The sequence below is a fragment of the Sphingomonas sp. P4_D12 genome (assembly GCF_056401895.1).
In genome coordinates this window covers 100,064-119,623 of sequence record NZ_JBFUIL010000005.1, presented here as the reverse complement: position 1 = coordinate 119,623, position 19,560 = coordinate 100,064, and the positions used below count along the sequence as shown (strand labels likewise).

Sequence of the window (19,560 nt, the reverse complement as noted above, 5' to 3'; positions counted from 1 at the left end):
TTAGTTTCTAAACCTAATCCCCCTGCCCGGCCTCGTCCTGCTCAATGTGCAGCCCCTGCACCGGTGCGCCGAGCACGCGTTGGCGTTCCTCTCCCGCCCGGCGCAGCGCCTCGCGCGGCAAGCGGAAATAGGCGAGCGGGGTCATCCCCATGCAGGCCTTGAAGTCGCGATTGAAATGCGCCTGGTCGTAATAGCCCGGATCGATCAGTTCGCCGAGCGGCTGGTCGAGTTGGTCGCGCACCTTGGCCAGAGTCCGCAGGAAGCGCTGACGGCGCAGCAACCGCACCGGCGGAAACCCGAACACCGCGGTACAGACGCGATGCAGCGTGCGCTGCTCGATCCCGAGCTGCTCGGCAAGATCCCCGACATGGTCGACTGTGCCCGACAGCAGCGCCTGCTGCACCTGGACGGCGAGCGCGCAATAGGCGCTCTGCGACTCCCGCTGCGCGCCGAGGATCGAATCGAGGATCGCGATGCGCTCGGCGTCGGTGCGCGCTTCGAGCAGCCGCGCACGAATGGCCGAGCCCGACGGACCCAATTGGCGGTCGAGCGGGACGGCGAGGTTCGCGAAGTCCGACGCATCCTCGCCGATCAGCGTCAACCAGCCGAGCGGCGTCAGGCCGACGCCAAGCACCAGTCCGCTATCGGTCGCGAACCGTCGTGCGCGGTCGGTCGGCCCGAACAATACCGCTCTGGGCGGGTCGATCGTTTCTCGAGCCTCGTCGCCTTCAAATCGCCACACGCCGTTGAGCGCGAATCGGATATTGGCCCATTCCGGATGGGTGAAATCGACCAGCGGTCCGGCCGACTCGAGGAAATAATAAGAGGTGACGAGCGGACGCAGCCCTTCCGCAGGCAGGTAGAAGCGGATTTCCGGCGCGCCCGGTGGCGTGCTGGTCGCTGACGGACCGGTCATGTGTCTCCTTCCAGTCCATTCTGTCCAAAAGTCGGCAACAGCGAAAGCCCATAATGGGCTGATGCAGATCAACCTTGGTTGCGCGCTTGCGCCCCTGCCCAAGCGGGTCTAGGCGACGGCTTTAATGCAACCTTCCGATCATCGTCCCGCGGCCCTTATCGAGGGCGGCGCCGTCTTTCCGCACGGGCATCTGACCGGTATCTCCGGCCTCCAGCCCCATGAGATCGCCTTCCTGCTCGACGAAGCGGAGCAATGGGTCGAGGCGAACCGCAATCGCGCCAAGCCCGACAAGCGCCTCGCGGGTCTCACCCTGATCAATGCGTTCTTCGAAAATTCGACGCGAACGCTTCTCTCGTTCGAAATCGCCGGAAAGCGGCTGGGCGCCGATGTCGTCAACATGGCGGTCGCGCAATCGAGCGTGAAAAAAGGCGAGACGCTGATCGACACCGCGATGACGCTGAACGCAATGCGCGCCGACGTCATCGTCATTCGCCATTCGAGCTCCGGCGCGGTCCGGCTGATCGCCGGCAAGGTCGATTGCCCGGTGCTCAACGCCGGCGACGGCAGCCACGAACACCCGACCCAGGCGCTGCTCGACGCGCTGACGATCCGGCGGCGGCGTGGCAGCATCGCCGGACAGCGCGTGGTGATCTGCGGCGATATCCTGCACAGCCGCGTCGCGCGGTCGAATATCCTGGCGCTGACCGCACTCGCTGCCGAAGTCCGCGTCGTGGCGCCGGCAACTTTGATGCCCGCGGCCATCGAGCGGATGGGGGTGACGCCGTACGCCGATTTCGACTCCGCGCTCGAGGGTGCCGATGTGGTGATGATGCTGCGCCTCCAGAACGAGCGGATGGCGGGGGCGTTCATTCCTTCCACCCGCGAATTCCATCTGCGCTACGGCCTGACGCTCGATCGGCTGGCGCTCGCCAAGCCCGATGCGCTGGTGATGCACCCCGGACCGATGAATCGCGGGGTCGAGATCGATTCGAACGTCGCCGATCATATCGAGCGCTCGGCGATCACCGAGCAGGTCGAGATGGGCGTTGCCGTGCGAATGGCGTGCCTGGACGTGCTGACCCGGCGGGCGCGCAAGGTGGAGGGCTGGGCATGACCGCGCTCCGCTTCGTCAATGCCCGGATCGTGCGGCCCGACGGCGTCGCGGAAGGCGAATTGCACGTCGTCGGCGACCGCATCGTCGACACTGCCCCCGACGCGGAGACCATTGATTGCCGCGGCAAGTTGCTTGCGCCGGGGATCGTCGATCTCGGCGTGTTCGCGATCGACCGCGAGGCGTTCCGCGCCGGCGGCATCGTCCGCGTCGGGCTGATGCCCGATCAGTCGCCGGTGCTCGACGGCCCGGGCATCGTCCAGCGCTCGTCGCTGGTCGGCAAGCCTTTGTTGTGGATCCACCCCATCGCGGCGGCAACCAAGGAATTGCTGGGCACAGACCTAGCCGAAATGGCGATCATGAAAGGCGCGGGCGCCAAGGCGGTCGGCACCGGACGGCGCTGGATCGCCGATTCGGGCGTGATGCGCAAAGTGCTGGCTTATGCGCGCGACCTCGACCTGACCGTTGTAACGCATGCGGAAGATGGCGGCCTGACCGGCAATGCCGTCGCGACCGAGAGCGAGACCGCGACGCGGCTCGGCCTGCCCGCCGCGCCGGCCGTGGCCGAGGCACTGGCGATCGCGCGCGACATCGCGTTGGCGGAGGATACCGGTGCGCGGCTGCATTTCCGTCAGGTGACGACCGCGGCCGGGCTCGACCTGGTGCGCGCGGCGAAGCGTCGCGGCGTTCGGGTGACGTGCGGGATCACGCCTGCCCATCTGTTGCTGTCCGACAATGCGATGAGCGATTTCCGCACCTTCGCGCATTTATCGCCGCCGCTCCGCTCGGAGGAAGACCGTAAGGCCGCTCTGGTCGCGCTGGCGGACGGGACGATCGACATACTATGCTCGGGCCACGATCCGCGTGGACCCGAGGAAAAGCGGCTGCCGTTCGCCGATGCCTCTCCCGGAGCGTCGGGCGCGGAGACGCTGCTCGCGCTCAGTCTGGGATTCGGCCTGCCGATCGAGCGGCTGTTCGAGATGCTGGCAGTCAATCCGGCCAAGGTGCTGGGCGTCGATACCGGCAGGCTAATGTCCGGCCAACCTGCCGACCTGATGCTGCTCGATCCGCAAGCATCTTGGCAGATTCGCGGGGAGGCCATGACAGCAAGGGCCGGCAACACGCCGTTCGACGGATTACCGACCCAGGGAAAGGTGCTCCGCCTGTGGAAGGGCGGGAAGGAGATCAGCGCTTAAGAAAAAGCCCTCTCCCGCTTGCGGGTGCACCGGGTCGGTCATGCCCCCGGCATGACCTGAACAGCGCGGGGCGCTGTTCACCCGGTGCAGGTTGGGTGAGGGTCTTCTTCCTTCTTCTAGGCGGTCGACGCCAAAAGGAAGTAAGAAGACCCTCACCTCCCACCGCTACGCGGCGGGCCCCTCCTCTCCCGCAAGCGGGAGAGGGATCTATTTTACTTCTTCCAGCTCACCGCCTGATCGCCGGCATTCTCGCGGACGAAGCAGGTGCCGCCTTTCGCACGATAATTCGCGCAGAGCTGCGCCGCGCCGGCGCGGTCGAACCCGCCGACCGACAGGCGATAGAAGTTCTTGCCGTTGACCGTCACCGACATGCCCGTCGGGGCATGGCCAGCGAAGCCGGAATAAGCACGTGAGGCTCGGCCCCAGGCATCACGGGCAACGCCCGCGCTGTCATAGGCACCGAGCTGGACATAGAAATTGCCCTTGCTCACGCTGACCTTGGAAGCGCCCGGGGTGGTAGGAGCAACCATGGGTTTCATAAATGCTGCGGCCTTGATGGCCGATTTCGGCGCCTTGATCAGCGGCGCCTTGCTGCCGACCGCCGGTTGCACCGGCAGCGGCTGAACGACTTCGGCACGCGGGCCGAACACGACGGTGCTGACCGCTGGCGCGGCCGCGACGACGGGAGCGGGCGTGATCGTACCGGGCTCGACCGGCGCGGCAACGACCGCGATCTCGGCTGACGACTTGGGCATATAGGCATCTACCGGCGCCGGAGCGCTGGCGACAACCGACGTGCTGGCGTTGAGCGCGAGCGCGACCGGCTGGCCCGGATCGGCCGCCGGCGTGACACCGAGCAGCGCCGCGACCTGGTCGTAGCGCGACGCGGGACGCGCGAAGGCGGCCCATTCGACGATGCGCTTGTCGGCATCGGTCGGGGACAGATCCATCGCCGCAACGACGCGAGCATCTTGCCAGCGGCCGGCCAGCGCCAGGCTCAAGGCCAGGTTCTGCCGCAGCTTGGCGTCGGCACCGGGCTGGCGCGCGACCGGCAACAACAGATTGACTGCGCTTGTCGGATCGCCCGCGAGCGCCATGGCGAGACCGCGATCGCTGACCGGAATCGATCCCGAATTGCTGTCGAGCGTCTGGCGCGCGCCCGTCCAATCGCCCTCGGCGATCTGGGCGAGTGCCATGTTGAGCGCGACCTTGCCATCGCCCGGCGACAGCGTCAGCGCATCATTGAAGGTAGTGCGAGCCGAGGCGAAGCGACCAGCCAGCAAATAGGCCTGACCGAGCACGGCGCGGTAGTCGGCGATTTGCGGTCGGAGTTCCACCGCGGCCTCGGCCCAGCGTACCGCGTTGTTGCCCTGGCGGTCCGCAAGCGCCTTGCGTGCCTTGGCAATATCCGCTGCCGCCGCATTGTCATCGACCTGGCTCGACTTCGAGCCGGCCAGCGCGGCGCCCTGATAGATGCCACCCAAAGCAGCGCAAAGCGCGACCGCCGAGAGGCCCATCGTCAATCGCTTCGACTTCATCGCAACGTCCCCCAATTCACCCCTTGACCCGCGTCGGGAGCTGGCGTGCCAGCTCGGCGACTTCGGGCAGCGATTCCAAAAAGGCGTCGAGCGCCCCGGTAACAATCTGTTGGGCCGAACGACCGCTGACCGCGCTGGCGAGGCGCAGCCGCAAATGGCGCTCCTCGTCCAGACGCAAGGTGAAGGCCGCCTTGTGCTTATGCTGCGTGGCGCGGGCGATCCGGCCCGCCGCCGCGACCGAGATCGGGCGGGGTTCGAACGTCTCGAGCACGGGGACAGGCGCGGTGACCAGCGTCTCGACCGGCGCTTCGACTGAAACCTCAGCCTCCTCGCCCGCCAATTCCTCGAGGACCGGCTCGAATTCCTGCTTCAGCGCATGGCGTTGCGCCAGGACAGGCGGCACGCCCTCGGGCGGCGGCTGGATCTGGTCATCCTCGTGCAGCGGATGGATGTCGGCCATCGGCTCGGGGATATGACCCATGTCGTTCCAGCCGAGATCCTCGATCCCGGCCAGCGAGGCATAGCCGCCGGTGAAACCTTGCGGACGCATCGCCGGACGCGCCTGACCCTTGCGGGCGAGCAGGCCGGAAGACAAAGAGGCAAAAGGCTTGGGTTCGCTCATCATCGCGCCGCCCTCAGCTCATCACTCGGCGGCCGAAGCCACCACCGCCGGCCTGCGGACGCGCGCCGAAGCCGGGATGCTGCATCGCCGTCGGCGCGGCAAATACCGTGCGACGGAAATTCTTTTCGAGACGGTCGGAGATATAGGCCCAGAGCTCGGTGATTTCGGCAGCCGAGCGGCCCTTGGGATCGACTTCCATCACCGTGCGGCCGTCGATCATCGAGGCGGCGAAATCGGTGCGATGGTGGATCGTGATCGGCGCGACCGTACCGTGCTGCGACAGCGCGACCGCGGCTTCCGAGGTGATCTTGGCTTTGGGCGTCGCGCCGTTGACCACGAAGATCAGCGGCTTGCCCGCGCGCTCGCACAAATCGACCGTGGCGCCGACGGCGCGCAAGTCATGCGGCGACGGACGCGTCGGAATGACGATCAGCTCGGCCACCTGGATGACGCTCTGGATCGCCATGGTAATGGCGGGCGGCGTATCGATCACCGCCATCTTGAAGCCCTGCTGGCGCAGCACTTCGAGATCGGCGGCAAGCCGCGCAACAGTGGTCTGGGCAAAGGCGGGAAATTCCGTTTCCCGCTCGTTCCACCAATCCGACAGCGATCCCTGGGGGTCGATGTCGATCAGCACGACAGGGCCGGCTCCGGCGAGCTGTGCCTGCACCGCAAGGTGCCCAGACAGCGTCGTCTTGCCCGATCCGCCCTTCTGCGATGCCATCGCGAGAACGCGCATTGATCCTATTACTCCCCGCTATTCGGGAAGCGAGGTGCCACGGTGCGAGCTAAGAACAGGTTAACGGCGTGATATTCAGTTGGGACCTGGAACGATCGTGGAGTCTGTTTGAAAACGCGCCGAGAGTGCGTTTCGCGGCACCAGCCCGCTCTTCCGCGAGTTTTCAAACAGACTCGTGGCTAACCTTTTCTTTGCCATTCAACCGCTAGAGCGTGATATTCATTACCGGTGCAGTTGGGCGGGACACGAGTAAACATGCGAACGCTGATCGGCGCTGCGGCGCTTTCCCTTGCGACAATCGCCGCGACCATCGCCATCGGCGCGCCGGCCATGGCCGACACCAAGACCGGGGTCGATGCCTGGAACCGCGGCGACTATAAGGCCGCAGTCGACGAATGGCGCAAGGCCGCGATCGCCGGCGACGCCGACGCGCAATTCAATCTGGGCCAGGCCTATAAGCTCGGACGCGGCGTGCCGGTCGACTTGCAGATGGCGGAAAGCTGGTATCGCAAAGCCGCGCTGCAGGGCCATGCGCAGGCCGAAGACAATTACGGTCTTGCGCTGTTCCAGGACGGCAAGCGCGCCGATGCCGTGCCATGGCTCGAGAAATCGGTCGGCCGCGGCGMGCCGCGGGCCGAACTGGTACTCGGCACGATGCTGTTCAACGGCGACGGGATCGAGCGCGACTGGGTACGCGCTTATGCGCTGATGACGCGCTCGTCGGGCGCCGGCTTGCCGCAGGGATCGCAGACGCTCGCCGAAATGGACAAATATATTCCCGCCGACCAGCGCCAGCGCGGCATCGAACTCGCGCGCAAGATGGACACGCAGGTCGCGAACAACGGCAATTATGCGTCCGAGATTACCGGCGGCGGCCCGGCTGGCCCCGGCATCGCATCGACCGACGTTCCACCGTCTTCGGCGCCGGGGCCAGTTTATGGTCTGCCCGGTACCAGCTATCCGGCGCCCGGCAAGGCACCCAGGCCGGGCAAGAACAAGCCGCCGGTCCTCACGGCCAATCCGCCGCAGAGCTACAATCCGTCACCTGCCTATAATCCCGGGCCGGCCGGCAATCCGCCTCCTGTTTATGCAGTCCCGCCTGCCCCTCGACCGAAGCCGGCGCCCGTCCGGCCTGCACCGGAACCCGTAGCGGTTGCGAGCGGCGGCGGCTGGCGCGTCCAGTTCGGCGCCTTCCGCGACGAGGGCAATGCCAAGGCTCTGTGGACGCGGCTCAAGGGACAGGTCGGCGGACTTGCCGGCATGCAGCCTTATCTGCGTCGCGTCGGGCCGATCACCAAGCTCCAGGCTGGACCGATCCGCTCGCAGGCCGATGCGGTGCGGCTGTGCGGCGCGGTCAAGCGCGCCGGGTCGGAGTGCGTACCGGTCAATCCGTAACGTCTGGCCGCAACCGCCTCAGGCGGCCGGGCCGGTATAGTCCGGCCCGTACACTGCCTGGCGGATGTCGTGGTGCAATGTCCCGTCGAACGGGAGAACCTGGACGAAGAATACCGCGGCAAGATCGTTGACGGGATCGACCCAGAACAAGGTCGTTTCCGCGCCGTCCCAGAAGAATTCGCCGACAGCCCCGCGATTCTCCTTCGCGTCCTTGGGCGGCGCGACCCGCACCGCGAAATCGATACCGAACCCGACCGACCCCTTGCCGGGCAGGAAGAAGCGTTTGGTGATCCGCGGATCGAGCTGATCCGTCGACATCACGCGGATCGTGTCGGGCGAGACAATCCGGGTCCCTTCGAGCGTGCCGCGTCCGAGCAACATCCGCGCGAACCGCATATAATCGTCGAGCGTCGAGGCAAGCCCCGCGCCGCCCATCGTCAGTTTGCGGGGGCCGAAATTGAGCGCACGCGCTTTCTCGTCGGGAACGCGATCAAGCTTGCCGCCTGCGGCCTGCGCATAAGTAGCGGCGAATCGCGCGAGGCGTTCCGGCGGTTGGGTCCAGGCGGTGTCCTTCATGCCCAGCGGCTCGAGGATCGTGCGACGGACATAAGGCTCGAACTTCTCACCGGTCAGATGCTCGACCAGCAACGCCTGGACATCGACCCCAGTGCTGTAGCTCCACTCTGCGCCCGGATCGAACAGCAACGGGACGCTCGCAAGCTTGTCGCCAAACTCGTCGAGGCTGTTGGTGAGCGCCAGCGGATCCACCTCGTGGAAGATCTTGTCGGCAACGGTATCGCGCATCCCGTACGAGAAGCCGGCGGTGTGCCGCAGGATGTCGCGAATGACGATCGGCCGCGCCGGATCGCGCAACAGCGGCTTGCCGTCGGCGTCGGTGCCACCCGCCAGCACCTTCACTTTGCCGAAAGCGGGCAGGTAATTCGCGAGCGGGTCGTCGAGCCCGAATTTTCCCTGTTCCCAAAGCTGCATCAGCGCGATGCCTGTCACCGGCTTGGTCATCGAGAAAATCTGCACCAGCGTATCGCGCGCCATTGGCCGCTTGGCCTCGCGATCGGCAAACCCCGCCGCGCCGAAATAGCGCTCGGCCCCGCGCTGCCAGACCAGGCACGAGGCGCCCGCGGCGCGGTTGGCGGAGACCATCTGCTTGAGCGCGGCGTCGATGCGGTTGCGATCGATCGCCAATCCGCCGGTAACGGGAGAAAGACGACGCTCGGCCGCGAATGCCGGCAAGGCCAGCCCCGACGCCATCACCGCAAGTGCACTACGTCGGTCCATCGCCCTCTCCCTCAAGTTTTGTTAACGCTCACTATTCGCTAATCCATTCCTTGCGCGCAACACCCTGCGCGAACAAAAGCGTCGTCAGGTCGCCGTGGTCGATGCGCGCACCCGCCGCTGCAGCGACCACCGGCTTCGCATGATAGGCGACGCCCAGCCCTGCCTGGGTGATCATCGCCAGGTCGTTGGCGCCATCGCCGACCGCCAGGGTTCCGGCTCGCGACAGGCCGAGGTCGAGCACCGCCTCCGACAAGGTGGCCAGCTTGGTCGATGCGTCGACGATCGGCTTGGTCACGGTACCGGCGAGCTTGCCGTCAGCGATTTCGAGCACATTGGCGATGGCGCGGGTGAAGCCTATCTCGGCGGCGACCGGCTCGGCGAAGCGGGTGAAGCCGCCCGACACCAGGATCGCGGTCGCTCCCCAGCCGCGCATCGTGCGGACCAACTCGCGTGCGCCCGGCATGATCTCGACGCGCTCGGCAAGGCAGCGCGCGATCACGCTTTCGTCGAGCCCCTTGAGCAGCGCAACGCGCGCGTCGAGGGCTTCGCCGAAATCGAGCTCGCCGCGCATCGCCGCTTCGGTCACGGCTGCGATCTGCGCCTTGATCCCGGCGTAATCGGCGAGCTCGTCGATGCATTCGACCGTGATCATCGTCGAATCCATATCGGCGACGATCAGTTTCTTGCGCCGGTCCTCAGCCGGCTGGACGACGACGTCATAGCCCTGCTCTTCCAGCGCTACCCGCGCGGCCTCGGGATCGCGGCCGAACTGGAGATCGATCGCCTCGCCTTTCTCGACCCAGACTTGCGCGACGGGCAGGCACCCCGCGGCATCGAGCCGGTCGCGCGCGGCGGTGATCTCGCCCTGGGGCAGATCGGGAGCTATCAGGGTCGCGATGAACAAGCCGGGTCTCCTTGAAGTCGCCGCCCTACCCGTTCGTGTCGCGCGAAGTCGAGACACCTTTGGTTGTGGGGATGCGCTTCTCTACTTCGTTCGAAGCGAACGGAGATGAGCAAGACTGAGCTGCCGAAGGTGGCGATCGTCGCCGGCCCGACTGCGAGTGGCAAGTCTGCGCTCGCGCTTGCGCTTGCCGAGAAAATCCACGGTGCAATCATCAACGCCGACAGCGCGCAGGTCTATCGCGACCTGCGTATCGTCACGGCGCGTCCGTCGCCCGAGGAAGAAGCACGCGCGCCGCATCGCCTGTTCGGCCATGTCGATGCCGCCGATACCGACTATTCCGCCGCGCGCTGGGCGGCCGAAGCGCGGGTCGAGATCGATCGCGCTGTCGCGGCCGGTAACTTGCCGATCCTGGTCGGCGGCACCGGACTCTATCTCCGCACGCTGATCGACGGGATCGCGCCGGTGCCGGAGATCGATCCCGCGATCCGCGCCGAGGTTCGCGCGATGAACCTCTCCGACGCCAATGCGGCACTTACCGCTGTCGACCGGGCGGAAGCGGCAAGGCTCAACCCGGCCGACACCAGCCGCATCTGCCGCGCGCTCGAAGTCGTCCGCTCGACCGGGCGCCCGATCGCCGATTGGCGGCGCGAGCGCGTCGGCGGGATCGGCGAGCGTATCGGCCTGGTCGCGACAATTCTGCTGCCGCCGCGCGACTGGCTCAACGAGCGTATCGACCGACGCTTCGCGGCGATGGTCGACGCCGGCGCCATGGCGGAAGTGGCCACGCTGATCGCCCGCGAGGACGTCCCACTCGACGCCCCTATCCGCCGCGCGATCGGCATGCCCGAGCTCGCTGCGGCCGCGCTGAGCGAAATCAGCCTAGATGACGCGATCGCGCGCGCCAGCCTTGCCACTCGCCAATATGCCAAACGCCAATATACATGGTTCCGCAATCAACCGCCTGCGGACTGGACACGCACCGAAGAGACAGATAGTTTCAATCTAGTTAGTGAAATAGCAATAAGATTACAGCATTGACGGTTGACGCGTAGTTTTCATGCACGTAGAGCCGCCCGTCTGCAATCATGTTGCGTATGCGAAGAAGGAGGACATTGTCGTGGCCGAAAAAAGTGGAGCCGATATCCTGGTCGAGGCGCTGTGCGATCTCGGCGTGGAAGTCGTGTTCGGCTATCCCGGCGGCGCGGTGCTCCCGATCTATGACGCGATCTTCAAGCAGAAGCGACTGCGGCATATTCTGGTTCGGCACGAACAGGCCGCGACCCATGCGGCGGAAGGTTATGCGCGCTCGACCGGCAAGCCCGGCGTCGTGCTCGTCACCTCGGGACCCGGCGCGACCAACGCGGTCACCGGTATCACCGATGCGCTGATGGATTCGATCCCGATGGTGGTCATCACCGGCCAGGTCGCGACGCATCTGATCGGGTCGGACGCGTTCCAGGAGGCCGATACGGTCGGCATCACGCGGCACTGCACCAAGCACAATTATCTGGTGAAGGACCCGGCACGGCTGGGCGCGACGATCCACGAGGCGTTCCATATCGCCACGTCGGGCCGTCCGGGACCGGTCGTCATCGATATTCCCAAGGACGTCCAGGTCGCCACCGCCAAATACAGCCGGCCCGGGCCGATCCAGCACAAGACCTATCGCCCGCAGATCAAGGCCGATCCCGCGGTGATCGAGCAGCTCGTCGACATGCTGGCCGCGGCGGAGCGCCCGATCCTCTATACCGGCGGCGGGATCATCAATTCCGGGCCCGCAGCGTCGTTGTTGCTGCGCGAATTGGCCAAGATCACCGGCGCGCCGGTCACCTCGACCTTGATGGGCCTGGGCGCCTTCCCTGCCTCCAGCCCACAATGGCTCGGCATGCTCGGCATGCATGGGACTTATGAAGCGAACTGGGCGATGAATCAGGCCGACCTGATCCTCGCGCTTGGCTCGCGGTTCGATGACCGCGTCACCGGCCGGCTCGACGCCTTCGCGCCCAATGCGCGCAAGGTCCATGTCGATATCGACCGGTCGAGCATCAACAAGACCGTGCGCATCGACCTCGGCATCGTCGCCGATGTTGGCCATGTGCTCGAGGACATGATCCGCGTGTGGAAAGCGCGCCAGCATCCCAAGCCCGACACCCGCGAATGGTGGCGTCGGATCGAAGGCTGGCGCGCGGTCAAGAGCCTCGATTTCCCCGAAGGCAATGGCAAGGAGATTATGCCGCAACGCGCGATCCGCGCCTTGTGGGAAGCGACCAAGGATCAGGCCCCGATCATCACCACCGAAGTCGGTCAGCACCAGATGTGGGCGGCGCAGCATTTCGATTTCGAGGCGCCGAACAAATGGCTGACCTCGGGCGGCCTGGGCACGATGGGCTATGGCCTGCCCGCCGCGATCGGCGCGCAGCTCGGCAATCCCAAGGCGCTGGTCATCGACATTGCCGGCGAAGCCTCGATCCAGATGAACATTCAGGAACTGGCGACGGCCACGCAATACCGGCTGCCGGTCAAGATCTTCATCCTCAACAACGAATATATGGGCATGGTCCGGCAATGGCAGGAACTGACCTATGAAAGCCGTTATTCGGAAAGCTATTCGGACAGCCTGCCCGATTTCGTGAAGCTCGGCGAAGCCTATGGCTGGAAGGGCATCTTGATCGAGGAAATGTCGCAGCTCGACGGCGGCATCGCCGACATGCTCGCGCACGACGGCCCGGTGATCGTCGACTGCCGCGTCGCCAAGCTGGCGAATTGCTTCCCGATGATCCCGTCAGGCGCGTCGCACGTTGAGATGATCCTGCAAACCGACAAGGTGGCGGGCACGCTCAACGACGAAGCCAAAGCTTTGGTCTAGTATTTACCGTCATCCCAGCGAAAGCTGGGATCTCGTGCCGCAAGCGCACACCATTATAACAGGGAGACCCCAGCTTTCGCTGGGGTGACGATCCAAAGGTGCACATCAAGGAAGAGAAAGCCGAGCGGCATACGCTCGCGGTGATCGTCGACAACGAGCCGGGTATCCTGGCACGGATCGCCGGTCTGTTCACCGCACGGGGCTATAATATCGAGAGCCTGACGGTGAGCGAGATCACCGAGGACAAGCAGGTCAGCCGCATCACCATCGTGACCTCGGCCAGCCCGCATGTCCTCGAACAGATCGTGGCGCAACTCGACCGATTGGTGCCGGTGCACAAGGTCCGCGACCTCACCGCCGAGGGCGCGCATGTCGAGCGCGAGCTGGCGCTGGTCAAGGTACGCGGCACCGGTGAAGCGCGGATCGAGGCGTTGCGCCTGGCCGAAGTGTACCGCGCGCGCGTGGTCGACGCGACGATATCGAGCTTCGTGTTCGAAGTGACCGGCGGAACCGAGAAGATCGACAAGTTCGTCGAATTGATGAACGAGGTCGGCCTGATCGAGGTTGCGCGCACCGGCATCGTCGCCATTTCGCGGGGGAAAGACGCGGCGTAGCGATCGGCAGATCGCGTCATCCCAGCGAAAGCCGGGATCTTGCGCCACCAGGGAATCAACTCATGAGATGCCAGCTTCCGCTGGCATGACGGTTACGTTTCGAAAGGGATTGAAATGCGTGTCTATTACGATCGCGACGCCGATCTGAACCTGATCACCGACAAGAAGATCGCCATCGTCGGCTATGGCTCGCAGGGCCATGCCCATGCCCAGAATTTGCGCGATTCGGGCGTCAAGCAAGTCGCCATTGCGCTCCGCGAGGGCTCGGCCACCGCGAAGAAGGCCGAAGGCGCCGGGTTCAAGGTCATGTCGAACAGGGATGCGGCCGCCTGGGCCGATATCCTGATGATTCTCGCCCCCGACGAGCATCAGGCCGCGATCTGGGAAAACGACCTCAAGGGCAATATGCGCCCCGGCTCGGCGATCGCCTTCGCGCACGGGCTCAACGTCCATTTCGGGCTGATCGAAGCGCCGTCGGACATCGACGTGATCATGATCGCGCCCAAGGGCCCCGGCCACACGGTCCGCAGCGAATATGTCCGCGGCGGCGGCGTCCCCTGCCTGATCGCGATCCACCAGGATGCGAGCGGCAACGCGCATGACATCGCGCTGGCCTATGCCTCGGGCGTCGGCGGCGGCCGGTCGGGCATCATCGAGACCAATTTCAAGGAAGAATGCGAGACCGACTTGTTCGGTGAGCAGGCCGTTCTGTGTGGCGGCATCACCCATTTGATCCAGGCCGGATTCGAGACCTTGGTCGAGGCGGGCTATGCCCCCGAAATGGCCTATTTCGAATGCCTCCACGAGACCAAGCTGATCGTCGACCTGCTCTATGAAGGCGGCATCGCCAACATGCGCTACTCGATCTCCAACACCGCCGAATATGGCGACATCGTCACTGGTCCGCGGATCATCACCGACGAGACCAAGGCCGAGATGAAGCGCGTGCTCGCCGACATCCAGTCGGGCCGCTTCGTCAAGAACTTCGTCCTCGACAACCGCGCCGGCCAGCCCGAGCTCAAGGCGGCGCGCAAGGCGGCGGCAGCGCATCCGATCGAGAAGATCGGCAGCGAGCTGCGCGCGATGATGCCGTGGATCGGTGCCAACAAGCTGGTGGACAAGGAAAAGAACTGACGTGCCGCTGGTTTCTGATACCGTCGCCCCCGTCGTCAAGGCGGGGTTAGACACGGAATGAGCGAAGATGGGGAAGGCAGACCGGGGATCGGGCGCGTCGAGGCTTTTTCGGACGGCGTGCTGGCGATTATCGTCACCATCATGGTGCTCGAGTTGCACGCGCCCGAACTGCCGGGGCTCGACAGGCTCGTGCACCTCTGGCCGGTCTTCCTCGCTTATGTGCTGAGCTTTGCCTATGTCGGCATCTATTGGGCGAACCACCACCGCTTGTTCAGCCATGCCTCGCGGGTGACCAACCTGCTGATCTGGCTGAACCTGGGTTTGCTGTTCACGCTGTCGCTGATCCCGTTCACCGCCGCCTATCTCGGCGAGCAGCATTTCAGCCGCGACGCGACATTGGTTTACCTGGCGTCGATGGTCCTGCCGGGCATAGTTTACGTTCCGCTACAGGGCGAAATCCGGCGGACCGGCGTCCACGGGGCCGAGGCAGAGACCTATCACCGCCAGACCTCGCGCAAGGGCGTCGCCGCGGTGCTGATCTATCTCGCCGGCGCCGCGCTCAGCTTTGTGTCGCCATGGCTCGGCATCGCCGCCGCAGCGCTCGTCGCCTTCCTCTGGTGCCTGCCCAAAAGCCCGTTCGACGCGTTGTTCGGGGATTAAGTAGGAACCGCAATCTCGCGTTTTTCTTGCCCTCTCCCGCCTGCGGGAGAGGGAGGGGCCCGCCGCGAAGCGGTGGGAGGGTGAGGGTCTTCTTTCTACTTCTGCTTCGGCACACGTTTGGAAGAAGAAAGAAGACCCTCACCCTGCCCTCTCCCGCAAGCGGGAGAGGGTCCAACTGTCAGGCGGGCTGCAATGCCCTGAAGTGACGGACGGTTTCGTCAGAAACCCCGGCAAGCAACACCCGCAGACGATCATCGAACGCGTCGATCGATTCCCGGCGGTCGCGATAGATCATCGTCCAGTCCCCGAACTCGCGTTCCTCGATCGGGCGGTCGACGAGAATCGTCAGATCGCGATGACGAGCGTCGTTTTTCAGCCGCTCCATCAAGTCGGACACGCTATCGATGGGTCCCTCGATCGCCTGCAGGAAAGCGTCGTCCTCTGTGTAGAGCAGACCCGTAATTCCCTCCAATCCGTTGCGCGCCGCTGCATCGCGAACGATGTCCGGAATGTCGTCAGCCGCGTGGCCGCTTTTCGATGTGGTGAGGCTGCGATAGATGATTTGACGCACACGCTACTCCTTACAGGGCAGTAAAGCTGCCACAACGCGTCCAGCCTTTCCTTGCCGTGGATCAGTCTTTCGGGCTGGACTTTCTTAACCATCGGGGGCTAGGGCTGAACCTGAGATGACGATCGGACTCGGCCTTACCCTGCTTCGACTTACGCGCCCTTAGGCGCGTAGTTCATCCCGCGTGCCGGCGACGGCGCGCACCGCGCCTAAGGGCCTGACCCTCCCCGCCGCTCCTGACGACGAGAAGAGCCATAGCCATGTTGCGCGACCCATCGACCAAATACCGCCCCTTTCCCCCCATCAACCTGCCCGACCGGCAATGGCCGTCGCGGACGATCACCCAGGCGCCGATCTGGCTGTCGACCGACATGCGCGACGGCAACCAGGCGCTGATCGATCCGATGGACGCCGAGAAGAAGACCCGCTTCTTCGATCTCATCGTCAAGACCGGGATCAAGGAGATCGAGGTCGGGTTCCCCGCGAGCGGCGCGACCGATTTCGACTATATCCAGGATCTGGTTCGATCGGGCCGCGTTCCCGATGACGTCACGCTGCAGGTGCTGACCCAGGCGCGCCGCGACCTGATCGAGACCACCTTCGACAGCCTGATCGGCGCGCCCAAAGCGATCGTCCACTTGTACAACGCGGTCTCGCCGGCCTGGCGCAAGATCGTGTTCGGCATGACCAGGGACGAGATCAAGGCGATCGCGGTCGAGGGCGCGAAGATGCTGCGCGACTGCGCCGCGGCGCGGCCGGGCACCGACTGGCGGTTCGAATACAGCCCGGAGACCTTCTCGACCGCCGAACTCGATTTCTCGGTCGAGGTCTGCGCGGCGGTGATGGACGTGCTCCAGCCGACGCCGGATAAACCGATCATCTTCAACCTGCCCGCAACGGTCGAATGCGCGACGCCCAACGTCTATGCCGACCAGATCGAGCTGTTCGGGCGAACCATCCCCAATCGCGACAGCGTGATTATCAGCCTGCACACCCATAACGATCGCGGCACTGGCGTCGCCGCGGCGGAACTTGGATTGATGGCCGGTGCCGACCGCGTCGAGGGCTGCCTGCTCGGTAATGGCGAGCGGACCGGCAATTGTGACTTGGTGACGGTCGCGCTCAACATGTACACGCAGGGCGTCGATCCGAAGCTCGACCTCTCCGATATCGACCAGATCATCAACACGGTGACCTATTGCACCAATTTGCCGGTGCACCCGCGCCATGCTTATGCCGGTGAGCTGGTCTATACGTCCTTCTCGGGCTCGCATCAGGACGCGATCAAGAAAGGCTTCACCGCGCGCGAACGCCAGAATGACGATGTCTGGGAAGTCCCCTATCTGCCGATCGACCCGGCCGATCTCGGCCGCAGCTACGAAGCGGTGATCCGGGTCAATTCGCAATCCGGCAAGGGCGGCGTTGCCTGGATCCTGGAACAGGACAAGGGACTGAAGCTGCCCAAGCGCCTGCAGGCCGATTTCTCGAAGCATGTCCAGGCCCTGGCCGATCAGACCAGCCGCGAGCTCGATGCCGACGATATCTGGCAGCTCTTCCAGCGCACCTACCTGCCCTATGGCGGCGAGCGGCTGCAGCTCCAGGCCTATGACGAGACGCGCGCGCCCAATGGCGAACGCATCTTCGCCGGCAGCATCGCCGAAACCGGCAGCGTCAAGTCGGTGAGCGGACGCGGCAACGGACTGATCTCGAGCGTGCTCGCGGGAATCCGCGACGGGTTCGGGATCGAACTGGATGTCGTCGACTATGTCGAGCACGCGATCGGCCATGGCAGCGACGTTCAGGCAGCCGCCTATGTCGAGTGCCGCGCGGCGGATGGCGGAACGGTCTGGGGCGTCGGCATCGACGAGGACGTCGCGACCGCGAGCGTCCGCGCGGTGCTGAGCGCGGCGAACCGGGCTGCCTGACCTCCCGTCATGCCGGGCTTGTCCCGGCATCCATCGCGCAACAACGGCTGGATTCCGTTGGGGAGGTTTGGATCCCGGCACGGGGCCGGGATGACTCATGTGAGCAGGTCAGCGCGTCCGGGTGATCTCGCAGCCGATCCGCGCGTCAGGATAAATGTCGGGTTTCGCCGACTGCACGGTCACTGCGACGACACGCGGATCGGCAAAGCATAGCGTCGCGATGCGCTCGCACAGGACTTCCTGCAGCATTACGTGCCCGCCGGCCGCGATCGCCAGCACGCCTTCGCGGATATGGTCGTAATCGACCACCGCCTCGATGCGATCCTCGGGCACCGTCGGATAGGCGCAGGTCATCGCCACCGACACCAAGACACGCTGCGGGCCGGCCAACTCCACCTCGTGGATGCCCAGCCCCATCTGCACTTCAAGCCCGTCGAGCCGGATCGTGTAGGTCGCTTCAGCCATCGCGGCGGCCCGGTGTCGAGAACATCACATCGCCCTGCCGCTTGAGAAAGCGCTGGCCGTTATCGAGGAAAAGATTGTGCCCGGTCACCGCCGGCGTGGTGAGCAGATAGTCGACCGCGCGCGCGATCTCCTCGATCGGCACTGGTCGACGCAGCAGATTCTCGTCAGCGACGCTCTCGAACTCCGCGTCGCTCTGGTCGCCGCTCGGCAAGGTCAGGCCGGGCGAGATGGCGTTGACCCGCACCCGCGGCGCCAGCGCCTGGGCGAGCATCGTCGTCGCGCCTTCCAGCGCGATCTTGGTCAGCGTGTAGCTGAAGAAATCGGGATTGAGATTGGCGACCTTCTGGTCGAGCAGATTGACCACCGCACCGTCCTCCAACTCGTTCTGTTCGGCCAGCGCACAGGCCAGCGCCGCGGGGGCTGCGAGGTTCACCGCGGTCAGCCGGGCCAGCAAGGCAGGATCGAAATACGGCGGCCGGTCGAACTCGAACACCGACGCGCAATTGACCAACCCGTCGATCGGCCCGCCCGTCGCGTTGCGCGCGGCGCGGAGGATCGCCGAGGCGGCATCGGGCGCGGCGAGGTCCCCGACCACCGTCGCGACGCGGTCGCCCGACGGATCGAGTTCCTGCGCCAGCGACACGGCATCTTCGTCGTGCGGATGATGGTGGTGGATCACCACGCGGTGCCCCGCCGCCGCCAGCGCGCGGACGATCGCTGCCCCGATCCGCCGGGAGCCGCCGGTGACGAGGACCGTGCGGATCACGCCCTGCCCTGCATGTCCATCAGCGCCAGAATCTCGCGACGGCTACGTTCATCATCGCGGAACACGCCCATCATCCGGCTGGTCACCATCGATACGCCGGGTGTGCGGACGCCGCGCGCGGTCATGCAGGCATGGCTCGCCTCGATCACCACGGCGACGCCCTGAGGTTTCAGATTGTCCCAGATGCAGTCGGCGACTTCGGCAGTCAGCCGTTCCTGAACCTGCAGCCGCCGCGCGAAGCCGTGCAGGACGCGCGCCAGCTTGGAAATGCCCACGACATGGTTCTTGGGCAGGTAAGCGATATGCGCCTTGCCGATGATCGGCGCCATGTGGTGCTCGCAATGCGATTGGAACGGAATGTCCTTCAGCAAAACGATGTCGTCATAGCCGCCGACTTCCTCGAACACGCGCTTCAGATGCAAGGCGGGATCGTCCTGGTATCCTGCGCAATATTCCTTCCACGCGCGCGCCACGCGCAACGGCGTATCGAGCAGCCCTTCGCGATCGGGTTTGTCGCCGGCCCAGCGAATCAGGGTGCGAACCGCGTCGGCCACCTCGTCAGGCACCGGAATTTTCGGCGCGGCCGCCACCAGGTCGCCGTCATTCAAATCATCGTCATGGTCATTCATGGTTGTCGATCCGGTCTTTCAAACCTGGGTGACGTTACGGCAGGGCCGCAAAATCGAGCCTTGGGTATGGTCCATACTGTTTCTTTTAAGCAACAGACTAGGAAACCCGCCGTTTTCCGTGCCCGAAGCCCATTGACGCCGCAAGACCAAGCTACCTAGGCTCTTGCCAGTTCGTCGGAAACCACGCCAACCGGCATAAGATCGGGGCGAATGCAT

Annotated in this window: 19 protein-coding genes; 9 read left to right on the top strand and 10 right to left on the bottom strand. The window is 65.0% G+C overall.

The window, feature by feature from the left end:
- Positions 1-13: 13 nt before the first annotated feature.
- The gene (locus tag AC1DSD_RS10665) at positions 14-916 is read right to left on the bottom strand and encodes an AraC family transcriptional regulator (RefSeq protein WP_478030003.1); all 903 of its coding nucleotides are present in this window, start codon (positions 914-916) and stop codon (positions 14-16) included.
- A gap of 124 nt (positions 917-1,040) precedes the next feature.
- On the opposite strand from AC1DSD_RS10665, the gene AC1DSD_RS10660 reads away from it, so the two are divergent.
- A complete protein-coding gene (locus AC1DSD_RS10660) occupies positions 1,041-2,030 on the top strand; it encodes an aspartate carbamoyltransferase catalytic subunit (protein ID WP_478030002.1) in 990 nt (329 codons plus the stop codon).
- A complete protein-coding gene (locus AC1DSD_RS10655; protein WP_478030001.1) occupies positions 2,027-3,223 on the top strand; it encodes a dihydroorotase in 1,197 nt (398 codons plus the stop codon). The genes AC1DSD_RS10660 and AC1DSD_RS10655 overlap by 4 nt, the downstream gene beginning before the upstream one ends.
- 212 nt (positions 3,224-3,435) lie before the next feature.
- On the opposite strand, the gene AC1DSD_RS10650 is transcribed toward AC1DSD_RS10655, so the two are convergent.
- From AC1DSD_RS10650 to AC1DSD_RS10640, 3 genes are read right to left on the bottom strand one after another with little or no spacing between them, the layout of a single operon-like run.
- Positions 3,436-4,761: an SPOR domain-containing protein gene (locus AC1DSD_RS10650; RefSeq protein WP_478030000.1), complete on the bottom strand. Its 1,326-nt coding sequence runs from the start codon at positions 4,759-4,761 to the stop codon at positions 3,436-3,438.
- A 16-nt stretch (positions 4,762-4,777) separates the two neighbouring features.
- The gene (locus AC1DSD_RS10645; RefSeq protein WP_478029999.1) at positions 4,778-5,383 is read right to left on the bottom strand and encodes a hypothetical protein; all 606 of its coding nucleotides are present in this window, start codon (positions 5,381-5,383) and stop codon (positions 4,778-4,780) included.
- Between the two features lie 13 nt (positions 5,384-5,396).
- Positions 5,397-6,122 carry an AAA family ATPase gene (locus AC1DSD_RS10640; RefSeq protein WP_478029998.1) on the bottom strand — a complete coding sequence of 242 codons (726 nt, stop codon included), beginning with the start codon at positions 6,120-6,122 and terminating at the stop codon, positions 5,397-5,399.
- Between the two features lie 255 nt (positions 6,123-6,377).
- Between AC1DSD_RS10640 and AC1DSD_RS10635 the strand changes: the two genes are divergently transcribed.
- Positions 6,378-7,517, top strand: coding sequence for an SPOR domain-containing protein (locus tag AC1DSD_RS10635; protein ID WP_478029997.1), 1,140 nt, complete (start codon positions 6,378-6,380; stop codon positions 7,515-7,517).
- 18 nt (positions 7,518-7,535) lie between these two features.
- On the opposite strand, the gene AC1DSD_RS10630 is transcribed toward AC1DSD_RS10635, so the two are convergent.
- Together AC1DSD_RS10630 and serB are read right to left on the bottom strand one after the other, a co-directional pair.
- Complete coding sequence (locus tag AC1DSD_RS10630) at positions 7,536-8,813, bottom strand: serine hydrolase domain-containing protein (protein ID WP_478029996.1); 1,278 nt, start codon at positions 8,811-8,813, stop codon at positions 7,536-7,538.
- A gap of 31 nt (positions 8,814-8,844) precedes the next feature.
- Positions 8,845-9,717, bottom strand: coding sequence for a phosphoserine phosphatase SerB (serB, locus tag AC1DSD_RS10625; protein WP_478029995.1), 873 nt, complete (start codon positions 9,715-9,717; stop codon positions 8,845-8,847).
- Between the two features lie 105 nt (positions 9,718-9,822).
- On the opposite strand from serB, the gene miaA reads away from it, so the two are divergent.
- From miaA to AC1DSD_RS10600, 5 genes are all read left to right on the top strand, one after another.
- Positions 9,823-10,755, top strand: a complete 933-nt coding sequence (gene miaA / locus AC1DSD_RS10620; protein ID WP_478029994.1) for a tRNA (adenosine(37)-N6)-dimethylallyltransferase MiaA — start codon at positions 9,823-9,825, stop codon at positions 10,753-10,755.
- A gap of 79 nt (positions 10,756-10,834) precedes the next feature.
- Positions 10,835-12,583: an acetolactate synthase 3 large subunit gene (locus AC1DSD_RS10615; protein WP_478029993.1), complete on the top strand. Its 1,749-nt coding sequence runs from the start codon at positions 10,835-10,837 to the stop codon at positions 12,581-12,583.
- Positions 12,584-12,681: 98 nt separating this feature from the next.
- Entirely contained in the window at positions 12,682-13,197 is a 516-nt protein-coding gene (gene ilvN / locus AC1DSD_RS10610) for an acetolactate synthase small subunit (RefSeq protein WP_066810648.1), read from the top strand.
- A 114-nt stretch (positions 13,198-13,311) separates the two neighbouring features.
- Positions 13,312-14,331, top strand: a complete 1,020-nt coding sequence (gene ilvC / locus AC1DSD_RS10605) for a ketol-acid reductoisomerase (RefSeq protein ID WP_478029992.1) — start codon at positions 13,312-13,314, stop codon at positions 14,329-14,331.
- Between the two features lie 57 nt (positions 14,332-14,388).
- On the top strand, positions 14,389-14,991 hold the full coding sequence (locus AC1DSD_RS10600; RefSeq protein ID WP_478029991.1) for a TMEM175 family protein: 603 nt from the start codon (positions 14,389-14,391) through the stop codon (positions 14,989-14,991).
- Between the two features lie 178 nt (positions 14,992-15,169).
- On the opposite strand, the gene AC1DSD_RS10595 is transcribed toward AC1DSD_RS10600, so the two are convergent.
- Positions 15,170-15,562 (bottom strand): BLUF domain-containing protein, encoded by a 393-nt coding sequence (locus AC1DSD_RS10595; RefSeq protein ID WP_478029990.1) that lies wholly within the window; start codon positions 15,560-15,562, stop codon positions 15,170-15,172.
- Between the two features lie 257 nt (positions 15,563-15,819).
- Here AC1DSD_RS10595 and leuA point away from each other — a divergent pair, with 257 nt between their 5' ends.
- Positions 15,820-17,484, top strand: coding sequence for a 2-isopropylmalate synthase (gene leuA / locus AC1DSD_RS10590; RefSeq protein WP_478029989.1), 1,665 nt, complete (start codon positions 15,820-15,822; stop codon positions 17,482-17,484).
- 108 nt (positions 17,485-17,592) lie between these two features.
- Here leuA and AC1DSD_RS10585 read toward each other — a convergent pair whose 3' ends face one another.
- Genes AC1DSD_RS10585 through folE form a run of 3 tightly spaced genes read right to left on the bottom strand, consistent with a single transcriptional unit; the run spans position 17,593 to position 19,344 of the window.
- Positions 17,593-17,949, bottom strand: a complete 357-nt coding sequence (locus AC1DSD_RS10585; protein WP_478029988.1) for a dihydroneopterin aldolase — start codon at positions 17,947-17,949, stop codon at positions 17,593-17,595.
- The gene (locus tag AC1DSD_RS10580; RefSeq protein WP_478029987.1) at positions 17,942-18,715 is read right to left on the bottom strand and encodes an SDR family oxidoreductase; all 774 of its coding nucleotides are present in this window, start codon (positions 18,713-18,715) and stop codon (positions 17,942-17,944) included. The genes AC1DSD_RS10585 and AC1DSD_RS10580 overlap by 8 nt, the downstream gene beginning before the upstream one ends.
- Complete coding sequence (gene folE / locus AC1DSD_RS10575; RefSeq protein WP_478029986.1) at positions 18,712-19,344, bottom strand: GTP cyclohydrolase I FolE; 633 nt, start codon at positions 19,342-19,344, stop codon at positions 18,712-18,714. The genes AC1DSD_RS10580 and folE overlap by 4 nt, the downstream gene beginning before the upstream one ends.
- Positions 19,345-19,560 lie beyond the last annotated feature (216 nt).